A 19,292-nucleotide genomic window follows, 5' to 3' on the forward strand; every position below is an offset into this window, starting at 1 on the left:
TTTGGAGAGGGTTGTAAACACATTGGAACTTGAACCGTTATATCAGATTAAAATCGTTTGTCCGCATTGTGAACAAGAATTTCAGACGTCCCGTGTCAGACCAAGCCTGAAAAAGGCCATTCGTACAGACTCAGACTTTTGTGCGTATTACAAAAATGAAAATCCCGATTTTTACGTTGTACGGGTTTGTCCTCATTGCGGCTTTACCTCGACAGAGCATTCTACTGTTCAGCTAAGTGATCAGCAAACCAAGCTATTTAAGGACAAAATTGGTAATCGGTGGCAGTCCCGTGAATATGGCGGTCACCGTAGCTGGGAAGATTCGTTAGAAACGTATAAACTGGGTCTACTCTGTGCGCAGGTGATCGGAGAAAAGGAACGGGTGATAGCCAGTCTATTGCAACATATCGCATGGATGTACCGATACCAGGGAAATGAGGAACAAGAGCTTCGTTTTCTCCAATTTAGTCTGGATTCTTACATCCGGGTCTATGAGCTGGAGGGTGTTGGAGCGAATAATGCCAAGCTGCTCTATCTGATTGGGGAATTGCATCGGCGTACAGGCAATTTCCACGAAGCGGTACGCTGGTTTTCGCGTGTCATTAATGATAAGAAAATTATGGACGCAGCGATGATCCGGGCTTCCCGTGAACAATGGGCTGTGCTGCGAGAGCAGATGCTGGCTAAGGATATCCGTTTGCCAGAGGAAATGCAGGACGCAAGCTCTTCTTGAAAAAAGAAAGGTGTGTACTATGGCCGCTTTAGGCTCATGGTTCACACCTTGTTTGTAAGACGAGTTATCTTGCTTATAGTTGTCATGCAACTGCCTCATGAATTAATGATGGCGGAGTGTGGTATCTGACAGCAAATAATCGCCGTCACAATCCACCAAGGTTATCTTGTTATGGCAGCACGGGAACACAAGCAGCTTTTTCATACCTTCATGGATGAGCTTAAGCTCTTTCGGCTTCAGGGGTAGCAACACATTCTCATGGTCGCAAAACGGACAAGACTGTACATAAACGTCTCCCATGACAATGTCGTAAGGCCAGGTTTTATGAAAAGGGATCATGATTTGTCCGACTCTCCGCCGTTCGGGTCAGTGGTTTCTTCTTTAGCCAGTTCGGCCAGCTTTTGCATCAAAATGTGCTGGGGTGTGTGCATAAGGTGTTCCAGCGGAATGCCAAGCTTTTCGGATAATTTCACAGCCGTTTCCGGCGAAATTTGTAAGGGTCTCATCCTGTATTCCTCCCAATTGTAGTGATTTTATCATCACGATGTAGCTTTATTGTATATGAAACCACATGAATTCGCCAAAAAGAAAGGTGGAACTATTATGAAAACACCGTTAAAGCAAACATGGGATCTGGAATCTATATTCAGCGGAGGCTCCTCCTCGGCTTCATTTCAAGCATTTTTGGAGGAAATGGAGGGCAAAGTTCAACAGTTGCAATCTCAGCTTAAAGCTGCGAAAGTACCGCAAACGGTATTGGATACCGAGCGTCTGGATAGTGTGCTGAATAGCTTACAGGAGTTGTTTAATGGGGCATCACAGGCAGGCTCCTTTGTCTCTTGTCTAACTGCTCAAAATCAGCACGACAAGCTTGCCGTCCAACTGGGTGCACGCGTGAATACACTGTACGCACAGGGGAAAAGTGCTTTGGTATCCTTCCAGAACCTGCTGGCACAAACCAGTGAAGACATTTGGCAGAAGTGGATGGAGCGTGAAGCCATCAAGCCGATTTCTTTTGTCCTGACTGAATACCGGAACGAAGCGCGTGAAAAAATGGCTCCTGAGCTGGAGAGCCTTGCATTGGATTTGGGTGTAGACGGTTACCATGGCTGGGGTGACTTTTATGACACGATTGTCAAAAATATGACAATCCCTGTACCAGAGAATGGTGAGATCGTAAACCTGTCTGTAGGGCAGGCAGCTAATAAATTGGATGAACCGGATCGCAGCGTGCGTCAGGACGTGTTTGCACGTTGGGAAGAGGCATGGACTCAGGTTGAGGACTACTGTGCGGATACGCTGAATCACCTGGCAGGCTTCCGTCTTAAGCTATATGAGAACCGGGGCTGGACAGACGTGCTTAAGGAGCCGCTGGAAATCAGTCGTATGTCAGCGCAAACGCTCGATACCATGTGGCAGGTTATTAATGAAACGAAGCCAATTGTGGTCAAATATTTGGAGCGGAAGGCGAAATTGCTGGGGTTAGAGAAACTGTCCTGGCATGATGTTGAGGCTCCATTGGGAACATCAACCACTAAAATCCCGTACGACGATGCAGCCGCGACAATTGTTGAGCAATTCGGTAAATTCAGTCCAAGAATGGCTGATTTTGCCCAAATGGCTTTTGAGAAAAGCTGGATCGAAGCAGAGGATCGTCCAGGAAAACGTCCTGGTGGCTTTTGTACATCTTTGCGACTGAGCAAAGAGACCCGGATTTTTATGACCTATGCCGGATCACCATCCAACGTTTCGACACTGGCCCATGAATTGGGACACGGTTATCATCAGCATGTAATGAACGAATTACATCCACTGAATCAAAATTATGCCATGAACGTGGCTGAAACGGCGTCGACGCTGGCAGAACTTATTGTGTCGGATGCTTTGCTGGAAGCAGCCGAAGGTCAGGAGAAGGTAGCTTTGCTGGAGGACAAAATTCAGCGCGGTGTAGCCTTCTTCATGAACATTCATGCCCGCTTCCTGTTTGAAACCCGTTTTTACGAATTGCGGAAAAAAGGGGTCGTAGGAGCGCAGCAGCTGAGCGAGTTAATGGAGGAAGCGCAGCGTGAAGCATTCAGCGGTGTTCTGGATGAGGTGCACCCTCATTTTTGGGCATCCAAGCTTCATTTCTATATTACGAATACGCCATTCTACAACTTCCCGTATACATTCGGGTATATGTTCAGTTCAGGAATTTACGCTTTTGCGAAAAAGAATCCGGATGGTTTTGCTGATCAATATGATGCTTTACTGCGTGATACAGGTCGCATGACGGTGGAAGAATTGGCATCCAAGCATTTGGGTACCGATCTAACACAGGCTGACTTTTGGCGTAATGCTGCGCAAGTCACCATTCAGGACATTGAGCAATTTTTGCAAATGACAGAATAACAGATATATACTTCAAGCAGGTCTTCCGCAAGGGAGGCCTTTTTTGTATTTATTGCAGAAGATGAAGAATAACGTCACAATATGTCGAAGTGTTATGGATATTACCTGATGGCGAAATTAAAATTAGTGGATATACCTAGAAAATAGTTATAAATACCCATTTATGTTGATTTTGATTGTAATGTTAAAAATATTCACATATAATTGAGCCGTAAGACCTATTCAAAAAATAAAACAGGTATATAGGAGGGTTTTTTGATGGATGATTTAGGTCAATTGTCGTTAATAAGGCAGCTGGATATTGTTTTTAAAGAACTGGATAATGAACTGGGGGGCTTGTCGTCAGGCATCGTATTTGTACAAATACGCAACAATGTGATTGGAAAATTTGGGATCAGACATAATCCCATTGCAGGGAAAGGTGGCACATTTGCAGCAGTAGAGCCGGGATTATCTGCGAAGCATCGTGATGATTTTCGCCGTATGGCCCTGGAAACGTTAAATCACAAGCGTAGCTGGACTCACGGTGAGATTGCTTTTGATTTTGCTGTCAGGCAGGGGACCATTCTGGTGGATGCCACGCTGGAATCGAACTATAACATGGCGAATCTCATGATCCGTTATAACAAGCCTACATATCGAGATCGAGCGGCCAATTCGGAATAATCGTCCATACAAAGAGTAAAAGGAAAGGCGGTCTTCGTATGGAAGACCGCCTTTATTATATGCCCGTCTTAATGCGCATTTTGTTAAATTCAAAGAACGGAATGCTCAAGTGGAATAATGACGCTTATTGACCTGAACGACCTGATAATTGCTGTTCGGCCAGTTGTACTAAGCGTTTAGTGATATAGCCTCCCAGAGAACCAGCTTCACGGGATGGCATATCACCATAGTAACCGTCTGCCGGAATGGTGATGCCCAGTTCTTGCGCAGCTTCATATTTCAATTGTTGCAATGCATTGTTGGCTTGAGGAACGACCAAAGTGTTGCTGCGACGTCCTCTGCCTTGATTGGCTTCATTCATGTGTAGTCACCTCCTTCGGCTGTGATGAGGTTAGTATGCGACAGTATTATGAAAATATGCGCCGAAGGAAGGAAAGTAGAAAAAGAAAAATTAGGGTTGGTGTATGTGAATCTGAGTTTTGAGGCTGATCGATTGCTGAGGCTCCAGACGAATCAATCCGCCTTCTCCGACAGGATCAGATAAATTGGGGGCATTAGACAGCCAGGTATAAGGTTCAATGCAGAGATATTGATCGCATTCGCCTTTGGTATACAACACCCAATACTTAAAGTATTGCTCATCTGCTGTATAGCGAATCTGATAACCGTCATCACGAGTCAGCAGAGCTTCAGCAGGACCTTCCGATGCCCGCAGCACAGTATCCAGATTCGTTCCTTTCAGAGAGAGCCCCGAAGAGAGCTGTTCCAATTCACCCAAAGAAGAAATCATACCCGTAGGGAGCTGTTCAGCATCCTGCTCATATACTCCGTTCACAGGCAGCTTCAGGCGCCAGCGCTCAGGTTCTCCGTCCACCATAAACCAGGTGTGATAACCCAAGCCAAAGGGCGCTGCTTTTTCTCCCAGATTCGTTACTTGCAGCGTTTGGCTTAATACAGGCCCCTGCAAGCGGTAAGTCATCTCCAGACGCAAAGGAGTAGGGAACTGCTCGATCCAGTGCGGATCACTTTCTGTCAGAAGCTCGGTAGTTACGCTGCAACCTTCCTCATCCTCTTCAATATCACTGCAGCGCCAGGATTGATTGCGGTGCAGGCCGTGTATATGATTGTCGTTGGCCGTGTTACGGTCAAACTGGTATGAAACACCGTCAAACTCAAATTGTCCTTTACGGATTCGGCCTGGTGGGATCAAAATCGGTAAGCCAAAATGATAAGGTTTTTGTAAATAAAAGGCCAATTCTTCCTCGCCGGGACGCCGCACGATATCCCGGTTCAGCTTCAGATCACGCACCGAAATAATATTATTTCCCAGGCGAGGGATCATCGTAACTTCCAGTTCAGGGCTATGTAAAACATACGTGTCGTAACCGTTCCAGTGTTCTTTGGTCACTTGTTTCATATTCCATGCTCCTTTGTCCACTATAATCGGTTGAAGCTTTGTGTCATTATGATAACAGATTTTTGATCGCAGAGCACAATCGTCATTTGACAATAACATTATACGGAATTATCATTAAATGTAATTTAGAAAGTAATGACATGGATAACACGATGATGAGGACAAGTAAGCTGTGCACAAGCTCTTCAGAAAGCCGGTGGTGGATGAGAACCGGTGAGCCTGTATTGCTGAATGGACCTTGGAGTGCCGCACAGAACAGGATTTGATCATCCTCAGTATGACGGCCGATTGCTCCCCGTTAACGGAGCTTTAAGATTGCAGGCGGCCAATGGGCATAGTCCCGACAAGTATTAGGCTGGCGGCAATGAATAAGGGTGGTACCACGGTCTCGCGTCCCTTGAGGATGCGGGGCCTTTTTGCGTTCAAAATGAATTAAGCCTTAGGAGGAATGATGACATGAAAACTGTACTTTCAGGTATTCAGCCCAGTGGACAACTTACTTTGGGCAATTATATCGGTGCTATGAAAAATTTTGTCAAATTGCAAGAGGATCACCAATGTTACTTTATGGTTGTAGACCTTCATGCGATTACCGTACCGCAGGAACCGGCTCAATTGCGCGAGCAGTCAGAGGCGGTAGCAGCATTATTTATCGCAGCAGGTATTAATCCGGAGAAATCCAATGTCTTCTTACAATCCCATGTTCCTCAGCATGCTGAATTGGGATGGTTGATGACAACACTGACGAATATGGGTGAGCTGGAACGTATGACCCAGTTCAAAGATAAAGCCGCTGGAAAGGATTCCGTAGGAGCAGGGCTGTTTGTATATCCGTCGCTGATGGCAGCGGACATTTTGATCTACAATGCAGATCTTGTCCCGGTAGGTGAAGACCAGAAACAGCACTTGGAGCTGACACGTGATTTGGCTGGCCGCTTTAATCACCGCTATGGAGATTATTTTACGGTTCCCGAACCTTACATTCCTGAAGTAGGGGCGAGAATTATGTCCCTGGATGATGCATCCAAAAAAATGAGCAAAAGCAACCCGAATGTGGGGAGCTATATTGCTCTGTTGGACGAACCAAAAGTCATACGCAAAAAAATCAGCCGTGCTACTACCGATTCTGGTAGTGAGGTTAGATATGATCCGGCAGGTAAACCGGAAATTAGCAATCTGATGGGCATTTACAGCCAATGTTCCGGCTTGTCACTCCAAGAAGTACAGGATCGCTTTGAAGGTCAGATGTACGGCACGTTCAAAAAAGAACTGGCAGAGGCTATTGTAGCTACGCTTGAGCCAATGCAGCAGCGATACCACGATATCCGGGAATCCGGTGAAATTGGACGCATTTTGGCTCAATCCGCAGAACGTGCGCGAGAAGCCGCTGAAGTCACGCTGACTGCGGTCAAAGAGCGCATGGGCTTTCTGCCCCAACTACGCTAAAAGCACACATAGTCAAGGCATCAGGCAGTCAACGCAATCAGTTGTGTGCTAGGGATGGGCTAGGAGCGGCGTTGGCGTGCCTTGACCACGAAGCCCCAGCCGATGTTGCCTACAGAAAGAAGCCCGAGCAAAATGGCAAGCCATGCGGAATAACTGATCGATATAGCGGCAGCTGTCAGTAGGACAATGGATGAAACGGCGAACCATAGGGATAAACCTTTGCTCATGGTAAAAACCTCCAGCTTTGAATGTTGAATTTCAGGAATAAGTAGGTGTAAGCGAGCCATAATAATCTTGCAAGCTTGCAATGAACCTCACTCACAAAGAACTGAAAGGAGATTCAAATATGAGCAGACGTCGTTCAAACAACCTGCAAGTACCGCAGGCCAACGCCGCTTTAGAACAATTAAAATATGAGGCTGCCCAAGAACTTGGCATCACAATCCCTCAAGACGGTTACTTTGGTAATGTCGTTTCCCGCGAAACAGGTTCTCTTGGGGGATACATCACGAAAAAGCTGGTCCAACAAGCAGAGCAATCCTTGTCGGGCAATAGCCGTCTGCAGTAATACACATAAACACTCCATCTTGGAAGCTGTATTATGAGCAACTGTGATGAAAAAAATCCGGAGCGATCATGCTCCGGATTTTTTGCGCGCATGACTTATGACCATTGTGAATCACGCAAGTCCGCTTCGTCAAGAGGGCGCTTTCATCTAGGTCTTCATGAAGAAGTGATTTTTTCGACAACAAAAAACAGCAAGCTCCGAGATCACAGGAGACTTGCTGTTTGTCGTTTACAATACTTGCTATTTGCCAAACATTTTTTAATTTGTATGCAGAGAGAGACGTTTTTGCATCTTTTCATGGCTGAGCCAGCCGATATAACTGTTGATCAGCCCGAACTGTTTATCCATCGCGACGACGGCGACGAATGGATATTGTTTACGGTGGCGGTATCTTACATCCGCCCATCGCACAATGTAGCCCCATTCCAACTCCTCTACCTCGGCAACGGCAAAGGAGGAAAAATAACGAAATGCCTGCACATCGCGATAGGATTTGGATGCTTCTGCAGCCGGATGTGTGGATGGGACGGCATGTTTCGTCCAAAACAGATGCTTGCCGTTTAATCCGCCAATGTCATAACTTCCATCCTGATGTGCTTTTACCACATGCCACCGCTTCCATGAAACCGTGGGAATGATATAATAGGTGTCTCCTTGCTGGCCCTCGTTGTCCATATCACGTACCGCGCTTTTGATACGAAAATGACTCCAGGTCCGCCAAATGTAATACACGCCGATCATGACGTACAGCGCAATAAACAAGGGAGCGGGTGAAATCAACCCGGTGATCCACAGCATAATTGCAGCAACATGGGTGCCAAAAATAAAGGGATCAAAAATGTGGATGATATTCCAGGATATCCACTTGTTCGTAAACGGCCGAAATGCCTGTGTCCCATACGTATTAAATAAATCGGTGAATACATGCAGGCAGACGGCAATCGTTACCCATAGGGCCACATGACCTGCAGGCACATCCCTGAAAATAAGGCAAATCAGTCCCGTTATGGACAAAATCCATATCAACCAGAAGGGAATGGAATGCGACAGTCCACGGTGATTGCGAATGTAGGCTGCATTGTTCTTTAGTCGTAGCAAGGTGTCAAAATCCGGAGCTTGTGAACCTACGACCGTAGCGAGCAGAACGACTGCCGCCAACTTTGGATCTCCGGCGACGGCAGGATCAGTGTAGGCCAGCCCGGCCAACCCGATTCCCATAACAAAGTGTGTGGCTGTATCCATATCTGTCGCTCCTTTGAATTGTATCCTGTACTTATTACTACCCAAATTTACTGTAAACGATCAGCAGTGGCGATTTGCCATTAAAATGTGAACGTTTTGTGCGTTTTCTGTCAAACTTTTTACGGGTGGTATATGATAAAATTTATATCGGAGTTCAACTTACTCCCGAATTCATACATCTCTAAGGGGGAGTTACTCACAATGGATAATATTAGCTATAAGACTTCTTCGGATGCGGCTACTTACTCTGTAAAATCTAAACCACCCGGTAAAGCGGGCACATGGAAAGATTTTATTACAGTCACCAAGCCAGGCATTCTTCGTACAAATCTGGTTGCAGCCTTTGGTGGTTTCTGGTTGGCTTCACAGTGGGACGTTGACTATATAAAGTTAATTCTTACACTTCTAGGTACGGTGCTGATTATGGCCTCCTCTTGTGTCTTTAACAACTTTTTTGATCGTGAGTTGGACATGAAGATGGAACGTACACGTAATCGGTCACTGCCAACAGGGCGTTTGACCCCTACAACGGTGTTGTCATACGCTATTATTTTGGGGATTGCCGGGTTGGCTGTTCTGTTCTCCTTCTCAGGTATCAAGGCAGGGCTACTGGGTATACTTGGCATGTTCGTTTACGTCGGTATTTATACACTTTGGTTAAAACGATCATCTACATGGAGTACGTCCATCGGCGGTATTTCAGGGGCGATGCCTCCTGTGATCGGTTATGTGGCTGCTTCCGGTCGTATTGACATGGGCGCTTGGCTCTTATTCGCATTGTTGTTTTTATGGCAACCGCCTCACTTCTGGGCACTTGCGATCCGCAGAGTTGAGGAATATCGTGCAGCAGGATTTCCATTACTGCCGGTCGTAAAGGGCATTCATCGGACAAAGATTCAAATGATTCCTTATATTGTGTTGCTCATTCCGGTACCCATTCTGATGTACGCTTATGGATATGCCGGTATGATTTTCATGATTGTGTCCGTGTTACTGTCTGTGCTTTGGGCATTTTATGCCTTTAAAGGTTTTGCGATTAAGGAAGAAGAAACGGATTCCTGGGCTAAAAAAGTATTTTTCTTTTCCATCAATCATCTGACACTCAGCTTTCTGCTGATGATCGTTGATACGGTCCATAAGTTCTAACATGATCGTTAGTACCATTTGTTAGATGTACCCTATAGCTGTCTAGCAGGCATGAAGCAGCCTGCGGACAGCTTTTTGTTTTTAGATTAAAGAACGGGCGGATATAAAATATATTCCTCCAGCCCTGCTTTCTCCAATTGAGCGATCAAGTATTCTTCCGGAGTACCTTCCACGCCAGCATACCCTTTGCGGGTATACATATGATGTGCATCCGGGAAAGTGTCTGCAAGCACACCCCGTATTTTCTTCCCGGAGCTATCGTTGTCCATAAATAAGTATATTTCCTCATGCTTTGCCCGCTTGCGGAGGGATTCCAGTTTTGTAGAGTTTAATGTGCCGAAGGTGCACAAAATGTGGACCTCCGGGTCAAGTAATCGGCGAAGTTTACTGCGGTCATTTTTTCCTTCGACAATGACAGTAATTGCCATCTGCCCACCCCCTGCTTGATGCCTGTGCTCGAAATTCCCCGGGAAATGATGAATATGTGTATAGTGTAGCTCCAAACGAGGTTCTCATGCAAAACACAATAAAACAGCCTGCCAGAAGTGGCAGGCATGGGTACGACTCATGGGTACTACTAAGTGGCATAAAATACAATTTACACGTTAGAACCAAGTTGTACGGAGAATGATGACGAGCAGAATATAAAGAACAAGAATGGTACCTGTAGAAGTTCCAAGTCTAACGTAAGGAACCGGGCACGGTTTTACAGGCTCACAGTGGCTCACAGGCTGCACCTACCTTTCCATATTAAATGGTTAGTCAAATTAGTCTATGTGTGTAGGGATATCAGGTACTGTGCATTTGCCCTCTGGAGCAGCAATTTGGGCTGTAAAGGTAGCCATATTTTAGAGATTAGCTGGACTGATAAGGTCCTGGGGTAGATAATGGCGGTGTCGAAGATAAGCGCTTAACAGGAATAAGTAGCAAACCGAGCATTAGAATTAAGAATGCGACAAAAAACGGAGAAAGATGCTCCGGTAGCTGACCTGCCAGGACAGGCCCGGCAAAGGAACCAATGGATGTCGCAATAGATTGCAGTGCAAAGGTTTTCCCCAAGCGTGTACCGCCAAGCCGTATAAAGAGAGAGGCCAGTGCAGGGAAGATGATACCTTTGGCTGTTCCCAAAATAAAAAGTATAATGCCGATTGTTGCTTCGGGTACGATGGCGAGTGCGTAGAAGCTTAAGGACATCAGAATAATACCGCAAAGCAGCCGAATCATCGGTGAATATTTGTTTAGAAAAAGCAGGCTGAGCGTGCAGAGCGCTCCCAAGCTGATAATAGAAAAGAGCAGTCCGGTGGACAGCATGGACGCAGAACCGTTATTCCGCAATGGAATCTCATAAAATAAAATGCCTTGTGCACACGCCAAAACAAAAGGCAGGAACAGATAACGCCAATTGAATGGCACAAGTGGCTGTGACCCGGACGATGGAGCAGGTATCGTTTGTCCATCAGATAATTGGGCCTGTGGAGCAGGGGTTGCTTTAGGCAGAGAGAAATACGCCATAAGTCCCGTGATTACAAGAATAATGCCCAGCGAGCTAAATGTCTCGCTAAAGCCAAAACTGGCTACGATGAACGCTCCCGCCGCTGGAGACAGGACAGAAGCCAGCGTGTGGACGACGCCGTGTCCTGACATATATTTGCCCTGTGTAACTGGATGATCGGATAGCTGTGCCAACATAGCCAGACAGGCTGGGGACAAAAAGGCCAGCACAAAACCGCTAATCGCACGCAGAAAAAGTAATTCCCACGGGGTGTGGATGTACGATTGAATGATAAGGATGATACCTGCAGCTGTCAGGCTGAACATAATATATCGGCGGCTGCCGTGCTTGTCGACCATGGGACCGGCCATCAAATTACCAGGCAGGTGAGTCAGGGAGTAAATCCCCATCATCCAGCCGATAAAGGTAGGTGCTGCACCCAGGGAAATAGCGAATGGTGTCAGAATAGGATATTGTGCATGCAGGTCAAAAAAGGCAATAAACAAAAAGAGATACAGCCAGAGTGCTGTTTTCAAGTGGATGACCCCCTTTCCCTAATAATGTAAACTTTCATGCTGCTGCGTATTTGCCCTTCCTAAGTTGTACGCGGGAGTGGACGAACATAGACCATTTTATACGGACAAGATTTGAATGAACATGCAGTGGAAAAGAGCTAAGCTGACAGGACATCATGGAATCATGTATAATTACAGAGACAATTTTACGATTTGAATCATGTAGTTAAAAACGGGAGTGTAGCGAAAATGGATAAGAACGTCTGGACAGAGTTTTTGGAACATAATTGGCAGATCGTTCAGGATAACTGGCTGTATATACTGATTGGGCTAGTCCTATTGCTTGTCATATTGAAGATAGTAAGAACGCTTGTAAAATGGCTGATCGTCATTGTTGTGATTGCAGGCTTGCTAATCTACAGCGGGATTTCCTTTGAACAGGTCGGCAAGGTAGTTACTCAGGCAAAGGATGATGCCATTAACAAGGTTCAGAGCGAGGCTTTGGATATGATGATAAAAGAGGGCAAGAATGCCAAATACACCTCCAACGGGGACGGTACATTTTCGGTAACCAGCTCGAATCTGGAGGTAAAAGGTCCGTATGAGGGTGACAAGGTCAAGGTATGGTTTAAGGGAATGTCGCTGGGCGAGTGGAGTATGAGCGATACGGTCAAGAAATATATCGAAAGTGCGAAAGGCTTGGCTGTTACACAGTCGCCGCAGTCGCTGTAAGACAGGAGGAACAACATGAATCCATCCTGGCTGGAGTCTATTCTTCATTGGAATGGTGTGACGGTATTTCTGATCGCCATCGTACTGTTGTCGTTAATACAGGGGTGGAGGCGTGGGGCTTCCAGATCTGTAGGTGCGCTGTTTAGTCTCATTGTGGATGGCATACTCACCGTGGCGGGTATTTTGTGCTCGCTCGGGTTAGCCATGTGGCTTTCACCAAAGGTGCAGCAATGGCTGGCAGCTTATATGGAGCACTTGCCGCAGCGAGGGCTAAGCGGGATCGAGCAATTTTATTATACGCTTGTGGCAGGACTAGAGGGCTTTCCGCTACTGCGGTTTGCCGTATTATTTATGCTCAGCTATGCGATCGCTCAATTTGTACTACGTGCGATTTATGTGCTGGTAGCAGGTGGAAAATCGGATTCTCCTGTTCGTGAACAGGAAAATCAGTCGGGTTTTTTCAGCAGGGTGGCCGGGGCCGGGATTGGTGCGGTTATCGGCGGAGCACGCGCCATCATGGTTATAGCTTTGCTGTTCATAGGTGTAAGCTTGTACCCAGACAGCGGGTTTAGCAGCTATGTGCAGGCCTCACCCATTTATAAGCAGGGAGCGCAATCGGTCATTGAACCGTTATCCGGTACTCTGATTAAGGATAAGCTGCCCGTGTTTACGCAGGCCGTTACCAAGGAATTAAACGGCATCATGCAGCGTAAATACGAAATGATCGACCGGGAAATTCCGAACGATATCAGTCAGGCTGCAGCTAAGATTACACAGGGGGCTAGCGGTGATGAGCAAAAAGCCAGAGCGCTGTATGAGTGGGTAGGCACCCGCATCAGCTATGATTACGGCAAGGTAGAAGCCTATGAGCAGCGTGGCGACTGGCATGAGCAGACTCCCAGAGACACGTTTGATTCACGTAAGGGAGTTTGCATCGATTATGCCCGTCTGTATGCAATGATGGCCCGATCTCAGGGACTACAGGTCAAGGTAGTGACCGGACTGGGATACAACGGACAGGGGGGCTATGGTTCACATGCCTGGAATGAGGTGTATTTAAGCAGGCAGGATCAGTGGGTACCGTTAGATCCGACATGGGCGCAAAGCGGGGACTGGTTTAATCCGCCTGGTTTTGCCCAGACACATATCAAGGATAAAGTGATTTAAAGGAGTGGAGAAGGGCACATGAGAAAGATGGACAACGAGCAGGGAAAAGACAATGAGTCGTCCGACCGCAAAAGATTCAGCTTTAGGATCAATCTGTTCTTTTTCAGCTCGTTTATTATTTTTACAGTCATTATTGTACGATTGGCTATACTTCAATTTGTAGATGGACCTCAGCTTAAACAGCAGGAGGCCAGTAATGTTACCAAAAATGTACCACTTACGCCGATTCGCGGAACGATTTACGATTCCACCGGGCAGAACAGACTGGCGTATTCTACACCTGTACAATCGCTGTATATCACGCTCTCCAAGAATTATAGTGACAGCGTGGAAGAAAAGCGTAATCCAGATAAAAAGCTGTTGCCTGAGCTGGAGAATATGACGCAAAGGCTGGCGAATCGCTTTGCTGAATATGGGAATAAAGACGAACCGAAAATGACGGCTGCACAAATTATGGATGAGATGGACCGGAACTATCAACGGTTTAGCGGCTTTACGCCCCGTCTGATTAAAACGAATCTCAGTAAAGAAGAAGTTGCCTATTTTATGCAGCATAAGAGCGAGTTTCCCGGAATAGATGTGGTCGAGGAAACCGTACGCCATTATGATCCTGATACAGTAGCTGTTCAAACGGTCGGTTATATTAAAAGCTACAAAAGTGCACGTGAAACGTTGGATAAATATAAGAATATTCAAAAATCTATGTCAGCTGAAAATGATCCGGGCCTCATTTATATGGATAACGAATCTGTTGGCTTTGATGGACTGGAATATCAATATCAGGAACAATTACGAGGGAAAAATGGCTATAAAACGGTTCCCATTGATCCGCGCAATATGCCGGAGGGTGTAGATTCTGTTACACCTCCGCAAAAAGGGGACAATATTTACTCGACGATTAACAAAGAAATTCAGGTCAAGACGGAAAACGCCATTATGGATCAATTGAGATGGCTTCATACACACGCAGTATCTGGCAGTACACATCCTTATGCCAAAACAGGCTTTGCTGTTGCCATGGAAGTGGAAACTGGCAATGTCGTAGCTATGGCTAGTATGCCGGATTATGATGCAAATTATTGGCAAACTGGAAATATATCCAGTGATAATTATAAAAAAATTCAGAATGTATATTTAAATGGTACTATTCGCTCCTTCGGATCAGGACAATCGGGTCAGCATCCAGAGTCAGTTGTCCTGCTCGGTTCTACGATTAAACCACTCTCGGTGTTAATAGGTTTGGAGGAAAATTTATTTAGTACTTCTTCGTATTACCAGGATACAGGAGCGGCCTACTTTGGGCGTAACAATTCGTCACGAGTACGGAATTCTTCGGGTCATGTGTACGGCGGATTGGACCCTGCTTCTGCCATTCGTCATTCCTCCAACGCATTTATGGTCGATATGGTGGGCAAAAGGTTGTACAACAAGTACATTAATAATGCTCAGGAAGATCAAGGTGTGAATGTATGGGACCGCTACATGAAGGAATTTGGATTAGGTGTGCTGACGGGGGTTGACTTACCAAGTGAATGGGCAGGACGCAGAGAGTATGCTCATAATTCGAAAGAATCCTCATTATCTAAACTGGCATATGCTTCTTTTGGCCAGCAAGGAAAGTATACAACACTTCAGCTTGCACAATACGCAACGGTATTAGCTACAAAAGGCAAACGGATGGAGCCGCATTTGGTCAGTCAAATTAAAGATACCAACGGTAATGTAGTCCAAACGTTTAAGCCTAAGGTGTTGAATGAAGTGAAATTCCCGGATGCATACTGGAATGAAGTCATACGCGGAATGGCAACAGATGTCAGCGCATTTAACGGCTTTCCGTATGACTTTGCTCGCAAAACGGGGACATCACAGCAGAGTGTAGGTAGAGAACTAAAAGATAACGGGGTATTTATCGCCTTTGCACCACGCCAGCATCCGAAGCTGGCCGTAGCCGTTGTCATTCCTGAAGGAGGCTTCGGGGCTTGGAGCGCCGGACCTGTGGCACGTAAAATCTTTGATGCTTACGACGAAGTGTATGGATTGGACGGAGTACCTAAGAAAAAGGATGCCGCGGCAACCGACCCGAATGCAGGCAAACAGCCATAATCAATTCACACAACAATTTTATTTTATAAAGCTTCTCTTAGCCATTGTGTTGAGGGAAGCTTTTTTTGTTATTTTTGTATGAGTTCTTTACAAAATTGTCATCGCCAAATTCATCTTTATTTACATGAATTATGGTAGGATCAGGAATATGAGCCCAAAATGTGAGATCGATTAGAAAGGAGTAATGATCAGCCCGTATGGACAAAAGTGGTTTGGATAAAAAGTTTTCATTCAAAAAGAAAAATAATGAAGAGAACGAGGAGACATACAAAAAACGGACGACCTTTCGAATGAACCTTGTTTTTTTCAGTGTTTTTGTGCTGTTTGCCCTTATTATTACCAGAATAGCTGTACTGCAGTTTGTGCAATCCGAGGAGTTAAAGGGACTTCAGCAGTCCGTGAATACCAAAAATGTCCCGTTAGCTCCGAGTCGTGGGACGATTTATGACTCGACAGGTACGGTTAAGCTGGCGTATTCGAGTCCGGTACAATCCCTGTATGTGACCTTGTCCAAGGATTACAGCAAGCGTGCAGAGAAAGAACGCAAGCCTGGGGAAAAGCTGCTTCCTGAACTGAATGCGTTTGCTGATAAGCTTGCTGCCAAACTAAATAAATGGGAACATGAAGAAGGGGAAAAGCTTGATACAGCGGAAATTAAGAAACGGCTGGACCCGGACTATACTCAATATAGGGGCTTCACCCCACGATTGGTCAAATCCGACCTAAGTCGGGAGGAGATTGCATATTTTCTGGAGCACAAAAAGGAATTCCCCGGCGTGGAGGTAGTAGAAGAAAGTGTCCGCCATTATGACCCGGATCGGGTAGCGGTGCAAACGATTGGATATATGTATAAGTTCAAAGGAGCACGTGCGAATCGAACCAAATATAAAGAGCTGCACCAAGCCAATTCGGAGGTTCTAAGACCGGAACAGGTTTACCTGGAAAGTGAAACGGTCGGATATGATGGCCTGGAGCTGCAGTATCAGGACGAGCTGAGAGGAAAAAACGGCTATAAAACGGTAGAAGTCAATCCCCGCAGCATGCCGGAGGGCGTTGAATCGATTACTCCTCCGCAAAAAGGATATCATCTCTATTCCACCATCAACAAGGAAATTCAGCAAAAAACCGAGCAGGCGATTATGGATCAGCTTCGCTGGCTTCATACTCATGCGGTATCCGGGAAGCTTCACCAAGATGCCACCACGGGCTTTGCTGTAGCGATGGAGGTCGAGACAGGAAATGTCGTAGCGATGGCCAGTATGCCGGATTATGACCCTAATGTATGGAAAACTGGAAGTACATCGCCTTCGGAATATGACGAAATTCAGCATAAAATGGGGAACGGAACGATTAAATCTGTACCGAGTGGAAAGTCGGGTCCGCACCCGGAGTCCTCCGTGCTGCTCGGTTCAACCATTAAACCTCTAACTGTGCTGATCGGGTTGAAGGAGAACTTATTTTCACCTGGACAAACTTATTTGGATACAGGGAGCGCGTATTATGGTAAAAACCAATCGAGCCGGGTCGGTAATTCGAGCGGCCATGTGTATGGTCCTCTGACACCTAGCAAGGCAATTAAGGTCTCGTCCAATACATTTATGGTGGATATGATCGGCAAGCCGCTGTATGACAAATACGGAAGTAATGCGGGGGTGCATCAGGGTATTGACGTTTGGGACAAGTATATGAAGGAATTTGGATTAGGCGTGCCGACTGAAGTAGATTTGCCGGGCGAATGGGCAGGCAGACTTGAATATATGAGCAAGCATGAAAGTGTGCTGACGCGCTTGGTGCAGGCATCCTTCGGCCAACAAGGGAAATACACGACGATGCAGCTGGCTCAATATACGACTATACTGGCAACAAAGGGCAAGCGTATGCAGCCTCATTTGGTCAGCAAGATTGTGGATGATCAAGGGAATCTCGTACGTGAATTGAAGCCAAAGGTGCTGAATGAGATCGCTTTTCCCGAAACGTACTGGAATACGGTCATTCGCGGTATGGCTACGGATGTCAAAGCGTTTGACGGATTTCCGTATGATTATGCACGTAAAACAGGGACTTCTGAGCAGGTGGTGGGACGTGCTGTTAAAGATAACGGGGTGTTCATTGCTTTTGCACCGCGGCAAAATCCGAAGCTGGCCGTAGCGGTTATTATTCCTGAAGGGGGCTTTGGCGCGACGAGTGCCGGACCGGTAGCACGTAAAATATTTGATGCGTATGACGAGGTATACGGACTGGATGGTACCCCAAAAAAGCTGCAGACATCGAAGTAAGGACTTGAATTCTTTTGTGGGCTTCTCTTTTTCATGGTAAAATGTCGTTGGACATATGGGACATTACAGGAGGAAAAGAAACCATGGGAGAGAACCAATATAAATACAAACTGCTTGCGCTCGATATGGATGGAACTCTGCTGAACGACAATCAGGAGATTACCCTGGATACGATTAACTGGATTAACAAGGCGATTCAGGAGGGGATTCATGTATGCTTGTCCACCGGACGGGCGGCGATGCATGCTCTGCCCTATGGTCAGCAGCTCGGCTTGGAAACGCCAATGGTAACGGTAAACGGCAGTGAGGTATGGAAATCACCTCATGAGCTGTGGCGCCGTTATTTGCTTGATCAGGAGCTTGTTCGCAAGATGCACCAGATTGCTGTAGAAACAGACTCCTGGTTTTGGGCTTACTCAACGGAGGAATTATATAACAGGGACCGTTGGCCTGATACATTGGACACACAGGAATGGCTCAAATTTGGTTATAATACGGAAAATGACGAAATTCGCCATCAAATTTTGCTCCAATTGCAGGATATGGGGGGGCTTGAAATTTCCAACTCCTCGATGACGAATCTGGAAATTAACCCGGCTGGTATATCAAAAGCGAGTGGAATCGCTGAAGTCTGCGATCTGCTGGGAGTTACAATGGACCAGGTGGTTGCAGTTGGCGACAGCCTGAATGACCTGGCTGTCATTCAAGCGGCTGGACTGGGTGTAGCGATGGGCAATGCTCAGGACACGGTAAAAGAAGCAGCTGATCTGGTCGTAGCCTCCAACAATGACGACGGCATCGCAGAAGTGATTCGCGATTATATTCTTGTTTAATAGAAAGCATGAGGCTGCATACAGGATGAATGGACAAGAAGGAGGAGGCCCATGGACGTTATAGGCTGGATTGTTATTGTCGTGCTGTTCATTGTTGGCATGGCCGGGGCGGTATATCCCGTATTGCCGGGGGCGCTCGCCATCTATTTTGCGTTTTTTGTATATGGTTGGTTTTTCTCATTTGCTCCATATAATGCATTGTTTTGGATTATACAGACACTAATCGTCGTTGCACTTTTTGTTGCGGACTATGCTGTTAATGCATGGGGAGTCAAGCGATTTGGCGGCTCGCGTCTGTCGGCGATCCTCAGCACGGTCGGGATTATTATTGGTCCCTTCGTTATTCCGGCATTCGGCTTGATTTTGGGGCCATTTATCGGTGCTGTGCTGGGTGAGCTGATTGGTAAAGCTCCGCTGGATCGAGCCATAAAAGTGGGCTTTGGCTCCGTATTGGGGCTGTTTACCAGCACCGTCATGAAAGTGATTTTGCAGCTTGCTATGATTATAGTATTCTTGATTTGGGTGTTATAACGGAGAACTCGTTATTATGATTTGCAGAGACAGA

General features: G+C 46.3%; 20 protein-coding genes and 1 other annotated feature. Of the genes, 12 read left to right on the top strand and 8 right to left on the bottom strand.

What is annotated here, in order from left to right; all coding sequences use genetic code 11:
- The first annotated feature begins 22 nt into the window (after nucleotides 1-22).
- Complete coding sequence (locus tag LCF57_RS16795) at nucleotides 23-733, top strand: DUF2225 domain-containing protein (protein ID WP_226001714.1); 711 nt, start codon at nucleotides 23-25, stop codon at nucleotides 731-733.
- 102 nt (nucleotides 734-835) lie between these two features.
- Here the strand turns inward: LCF57_RS16795 and LCF57_RS16800 are convergent, their stop codons facing one another.
- Entirely contained in the window at nucleotides 836-1,072 is a 237-nt protein-coding gene (locus tag LCF57_RS16800) for a hypothetical protein (RefSeq protein WP_226001715.1), read from the bottom strand.
- On the bottom strand, nucleotides 1,069-1,239 hold the full coding sequence (locus tag LCF57_RS16805; RefSeq protein WP_007431992.1) for a YycC family protein: 171 nt from the start codon (nucleotides 1,237-1,239) through the stop codon (nucleotides 1,069-1,071). Before LCF57_RS16805 ends, LCF57_RS16800 begins: the two co-directional genes overlap by 4 nt.
- Before the next feature lie 97 nt (nucleotides 1,240-1,336).
- On the opposite strand from LCF57_RS16805, the gene LCF57_RS16810 reads away from it, so the two are divergent.
- Complete coding sequence (locus tag LCF57_RS16810; RefSeq protein WP_226001716.1) at nucleotides 1,337-3,124, top strand: M3 family oligoendopeptidase; 1,788 nt, start codon at nucleotides 1,337-1,339, stop codon at nucleotides 3,122-3,124.
- A gap of 258 nt (nucleotides 3,125-3,382) precedes the next feature.
- Nucleotides 3,383-3,790, top strand: coding sequence for an O-methyltransferase (locus LCF57_RS16815; RefSeq protein ID WP_226001717.1), 408 nt, complete (start codon nucleotides 3,383-3,385; stop codon nucleotides 3,788-3,790).
- A 124-nt stretch (nucleotides 3,791-3,914) separates the two neighbouring features.
- On the opposite strand, the gene LCF57_RS16820 is transcribed toward LCF57_RS16815, so the two are convergent.
- Both LCF57_RS16820 and LCF57_RS16825 read right to left on the bottom strand, forming a co-directional pair.
- The gene (locus LCF57_RS16820; protein ID WP_226001718.1) at nucleotides 3,915-4,151 is read right to left on the bottom strand and encodes an alpha/beta-type small acid-soluble spore protein; all 237 of its coding nucleotides are present in this window, start codon (nucleotides 4,149-4,151) and stop codon (nucleotides 3,915-3,917) included.
- 90 nt (nucleotides 4,152-4,241) lie between these two features.
- Nucleotides 4,242-5,207 carry an aldose 1-epimerase gene (locus LCF57_RS16825; RefSeq protein WP_226001719.1) on the bottom strand — a complete coding sequence of 322 codons (966 nt, stop codon included), beginning with the start codon at nucleotides 5,205-5,207 and terminating at the stop codon, nucleotides 4,242-4,244.
- A 143-nt stretch (nucleotides 5,208-5,350) separates the two neighbouring features.
- Nucleotides 5,351-5,608: a binding site (T-box leader), on the top strand.
- 55 nt (nucleotides 5,609-5,663) lie between these two features.
- On the opposite strand from LCF57_RS16825, the gene trpS reads away from it, so the two are divergent.
- Entirely contained in the window at nucleotides 5,664-6,653 is a 990-nt protein-coding gene (gene trpS, locus LCF57_RS16830) for a tryptophan--tRNA ligase (protein ID WP_226001720.1), read from the top strand.
- Nucleotides 6,654-6,712: 59 nt separating this feature from the next.
- Here the strand turns inward: trpS and LCF57_RS16835 are convergent, their stop codons facing one another.
- Complete coding sequence (locus LCF57_RS16835; protein ID WP_157739706.1) at nucleotides 6,713-6,940, bottom strand: hypothetical protein; 228 nt, start codon at nucleotides 6,938-6,940, stop codon at nucleotides 6,713-6,715.
- 59 nt (nucleotides 6,941-6,999) lie between these two features.
- On the opposite strand from LCF57_RS16835, the gene LCF57_RS16840 reads away from it, so the two are divergent.
- Nucleotides 7,000-7,221, top strand: coding sequence for an alpha/beta-type small acid-soluble spore protein (locus LCF57_RS16840; protein WP_226001721.1), 222 nt, complete (start codon nucleotides 7,000-7,002; stop codon nucleotides 7,219-7,221).
- 258 nt (nucleotides 7,222-7,479) lie between these two features.
- Here LCF57_RS16840 and LCF57_RS16845 read toward each other — a convergent pair whose 3' ends face one another.
- Complete coding sequence (locus LCF57_RS16845) at nucleotides 7,480-8,463, bottom strand: metal-dependent hydrolase (RefSeq protein ID WP_226001722.1); 984 nt, start codon at nucleotides 8,461-8,463, stop codon at nucleotides 7,480-7,482.
- Between the two features lie 201 nt (nucleotides 8,464-8,664).
- Between LCF57_RS16845 and cyoE the strand changes: the two genes are divergently transcribed.
- Complete coding sequence (gene cyoE, locus LCF57_RS16850) at nucleotides 8,665-9,609, top strand: heme o synthase (RefSeq protein ID WP_226001723.1); 945 nt, start codon at nucleotides 8,665-8,667, stop codon at nucleotides 9,607-9,609.
- Between the two features lie 86 nt (nucleotides 9,610-9,695).
- Here cyoE and LCF57_RS16855 read toward each other — a convergent pair whose 3' ends face one another.
- Nucleotides 9,696-10,037, bottom strand: a complete 342-nt coding sequence (locus LCF57_RS16855) for a toprim domain-containing protein (RefSeq protein WP_226001724.1) — start codon at nucleotides 10,035-10,037, stop codon at nucleotides 9,696-9,698.
- A 427-nt stretch (nucleotides 10,038-10,464) separates the two neighbouring features.
- Nucleotides 10,465-11,637 carry an MFS transporter gene (locus tag LCF57_RS16860; RefSeq protein ID WP_226001725.1) on the bottom strand — a complete coding sequence of 391 codons (1,173 nt, stop codon included), beginning with the start codon at nucleotides 11,635-11,637 and terminating at the stop codon, nucleotides 10,465-10,467.
- 228 nt (nucleotides 11,638-11,865) lie between these two features.
- On the opposite strand from LCF57_RS16860, the gene LCF57_RS16865 reads away from it, so the two are divergent.
- The 6 genes from LCF57_RS16865 (at nucleotide 11,866) to LCF57_RS16890 (ending at nucleotide 19,258) form a co-directional block, all read left to right on the top strand.
- Nucleotides 11,866-12,348, top strand: a complete 483-nt coding sequence (locus LCF57_RS16865) for a hypothetical protein (RefSeq protein ID WP_226001726.1) — start codon at nucleotides 11,866-11,868, stop codon at nucleotides 12,346-12,348.
- A 15-nt stretch (nucleotides 12,349-12,363) separates the two neighbouring features.
- Complete coding sequence (locus LCF57_RS16870) at nucleotides 12,364-13,515, top strand: transglutaminase domain-containing protein (RefSeq protein WP_226001727.1); 1,152 nt, start codon at nucleotides 12,364-12,366, stop codon at nucleotides 13,513-13,515.
- 18 nt (nucleotides 13,516-13,533) lie between these two features.
- Nucleotides 13,534-15,618 (top strand): peptidoglycan D,D-transpeptidase FtsI family protein, encoded by a 2,085-nt coding sequence (locus LCF57_RS16875; RefSeq protein WP_226001728.1) that lies wholly within the window; start codon nucleotides 13,534-13,536, stop codon nucleotides 15,616-15,618.
- 197 nt (nucleotides 15,619-15,815) lie between these two features.
- A complete protein-coding gene (locus tag LCF57_RS16880; protein ID WP_226001729.1) occupies nucleotides 15,816-17,894 on the top strand; it encodes a peptidoglycan D,D-transpeptidase FtsI family protein in 2,079 nt (692 codons plus the stop codon).
- Nucleotides 17,895-17,977: 83 nt separating this feature from the next.
- Nucleotides 17,978-18,727, top strand: coding sequence for a Cof-type HAD-IIB family hydrolase (locus LCF57_RS16885; protein WP_226001730.1), 750 nt, complete (start codon nucleotides 17,978-17,980; stop codon nucleotides 18,725-18,727).
- 51 nt (nucleotides 18,728-18,778) lie between these two features.
- On the top strand, nucleotides 18,779-19,258 hold the full coding sequence (locus tag LCF57_RS16890; RefSeq protein WP_226001731.1) for a DUF456 domain-containing protein: 480 nt from the start codon (nucleotides 18,779-18,781) through the stop codon (nucleotides 19,256-19,258).
- The last annotated feature ends 34 nt before the right edge of the window (nucleotides 19,259-19,292 follow it).

The organism is Paenibacillus sp. BJ-4, assembly GCF_020404765.1.
In the GTDB taxonomy this organism is placed as follows: Bacteria; Bacillota; Bacilli; order Paenibacillales; family Paenibacillaceae; genus Paenibacillus.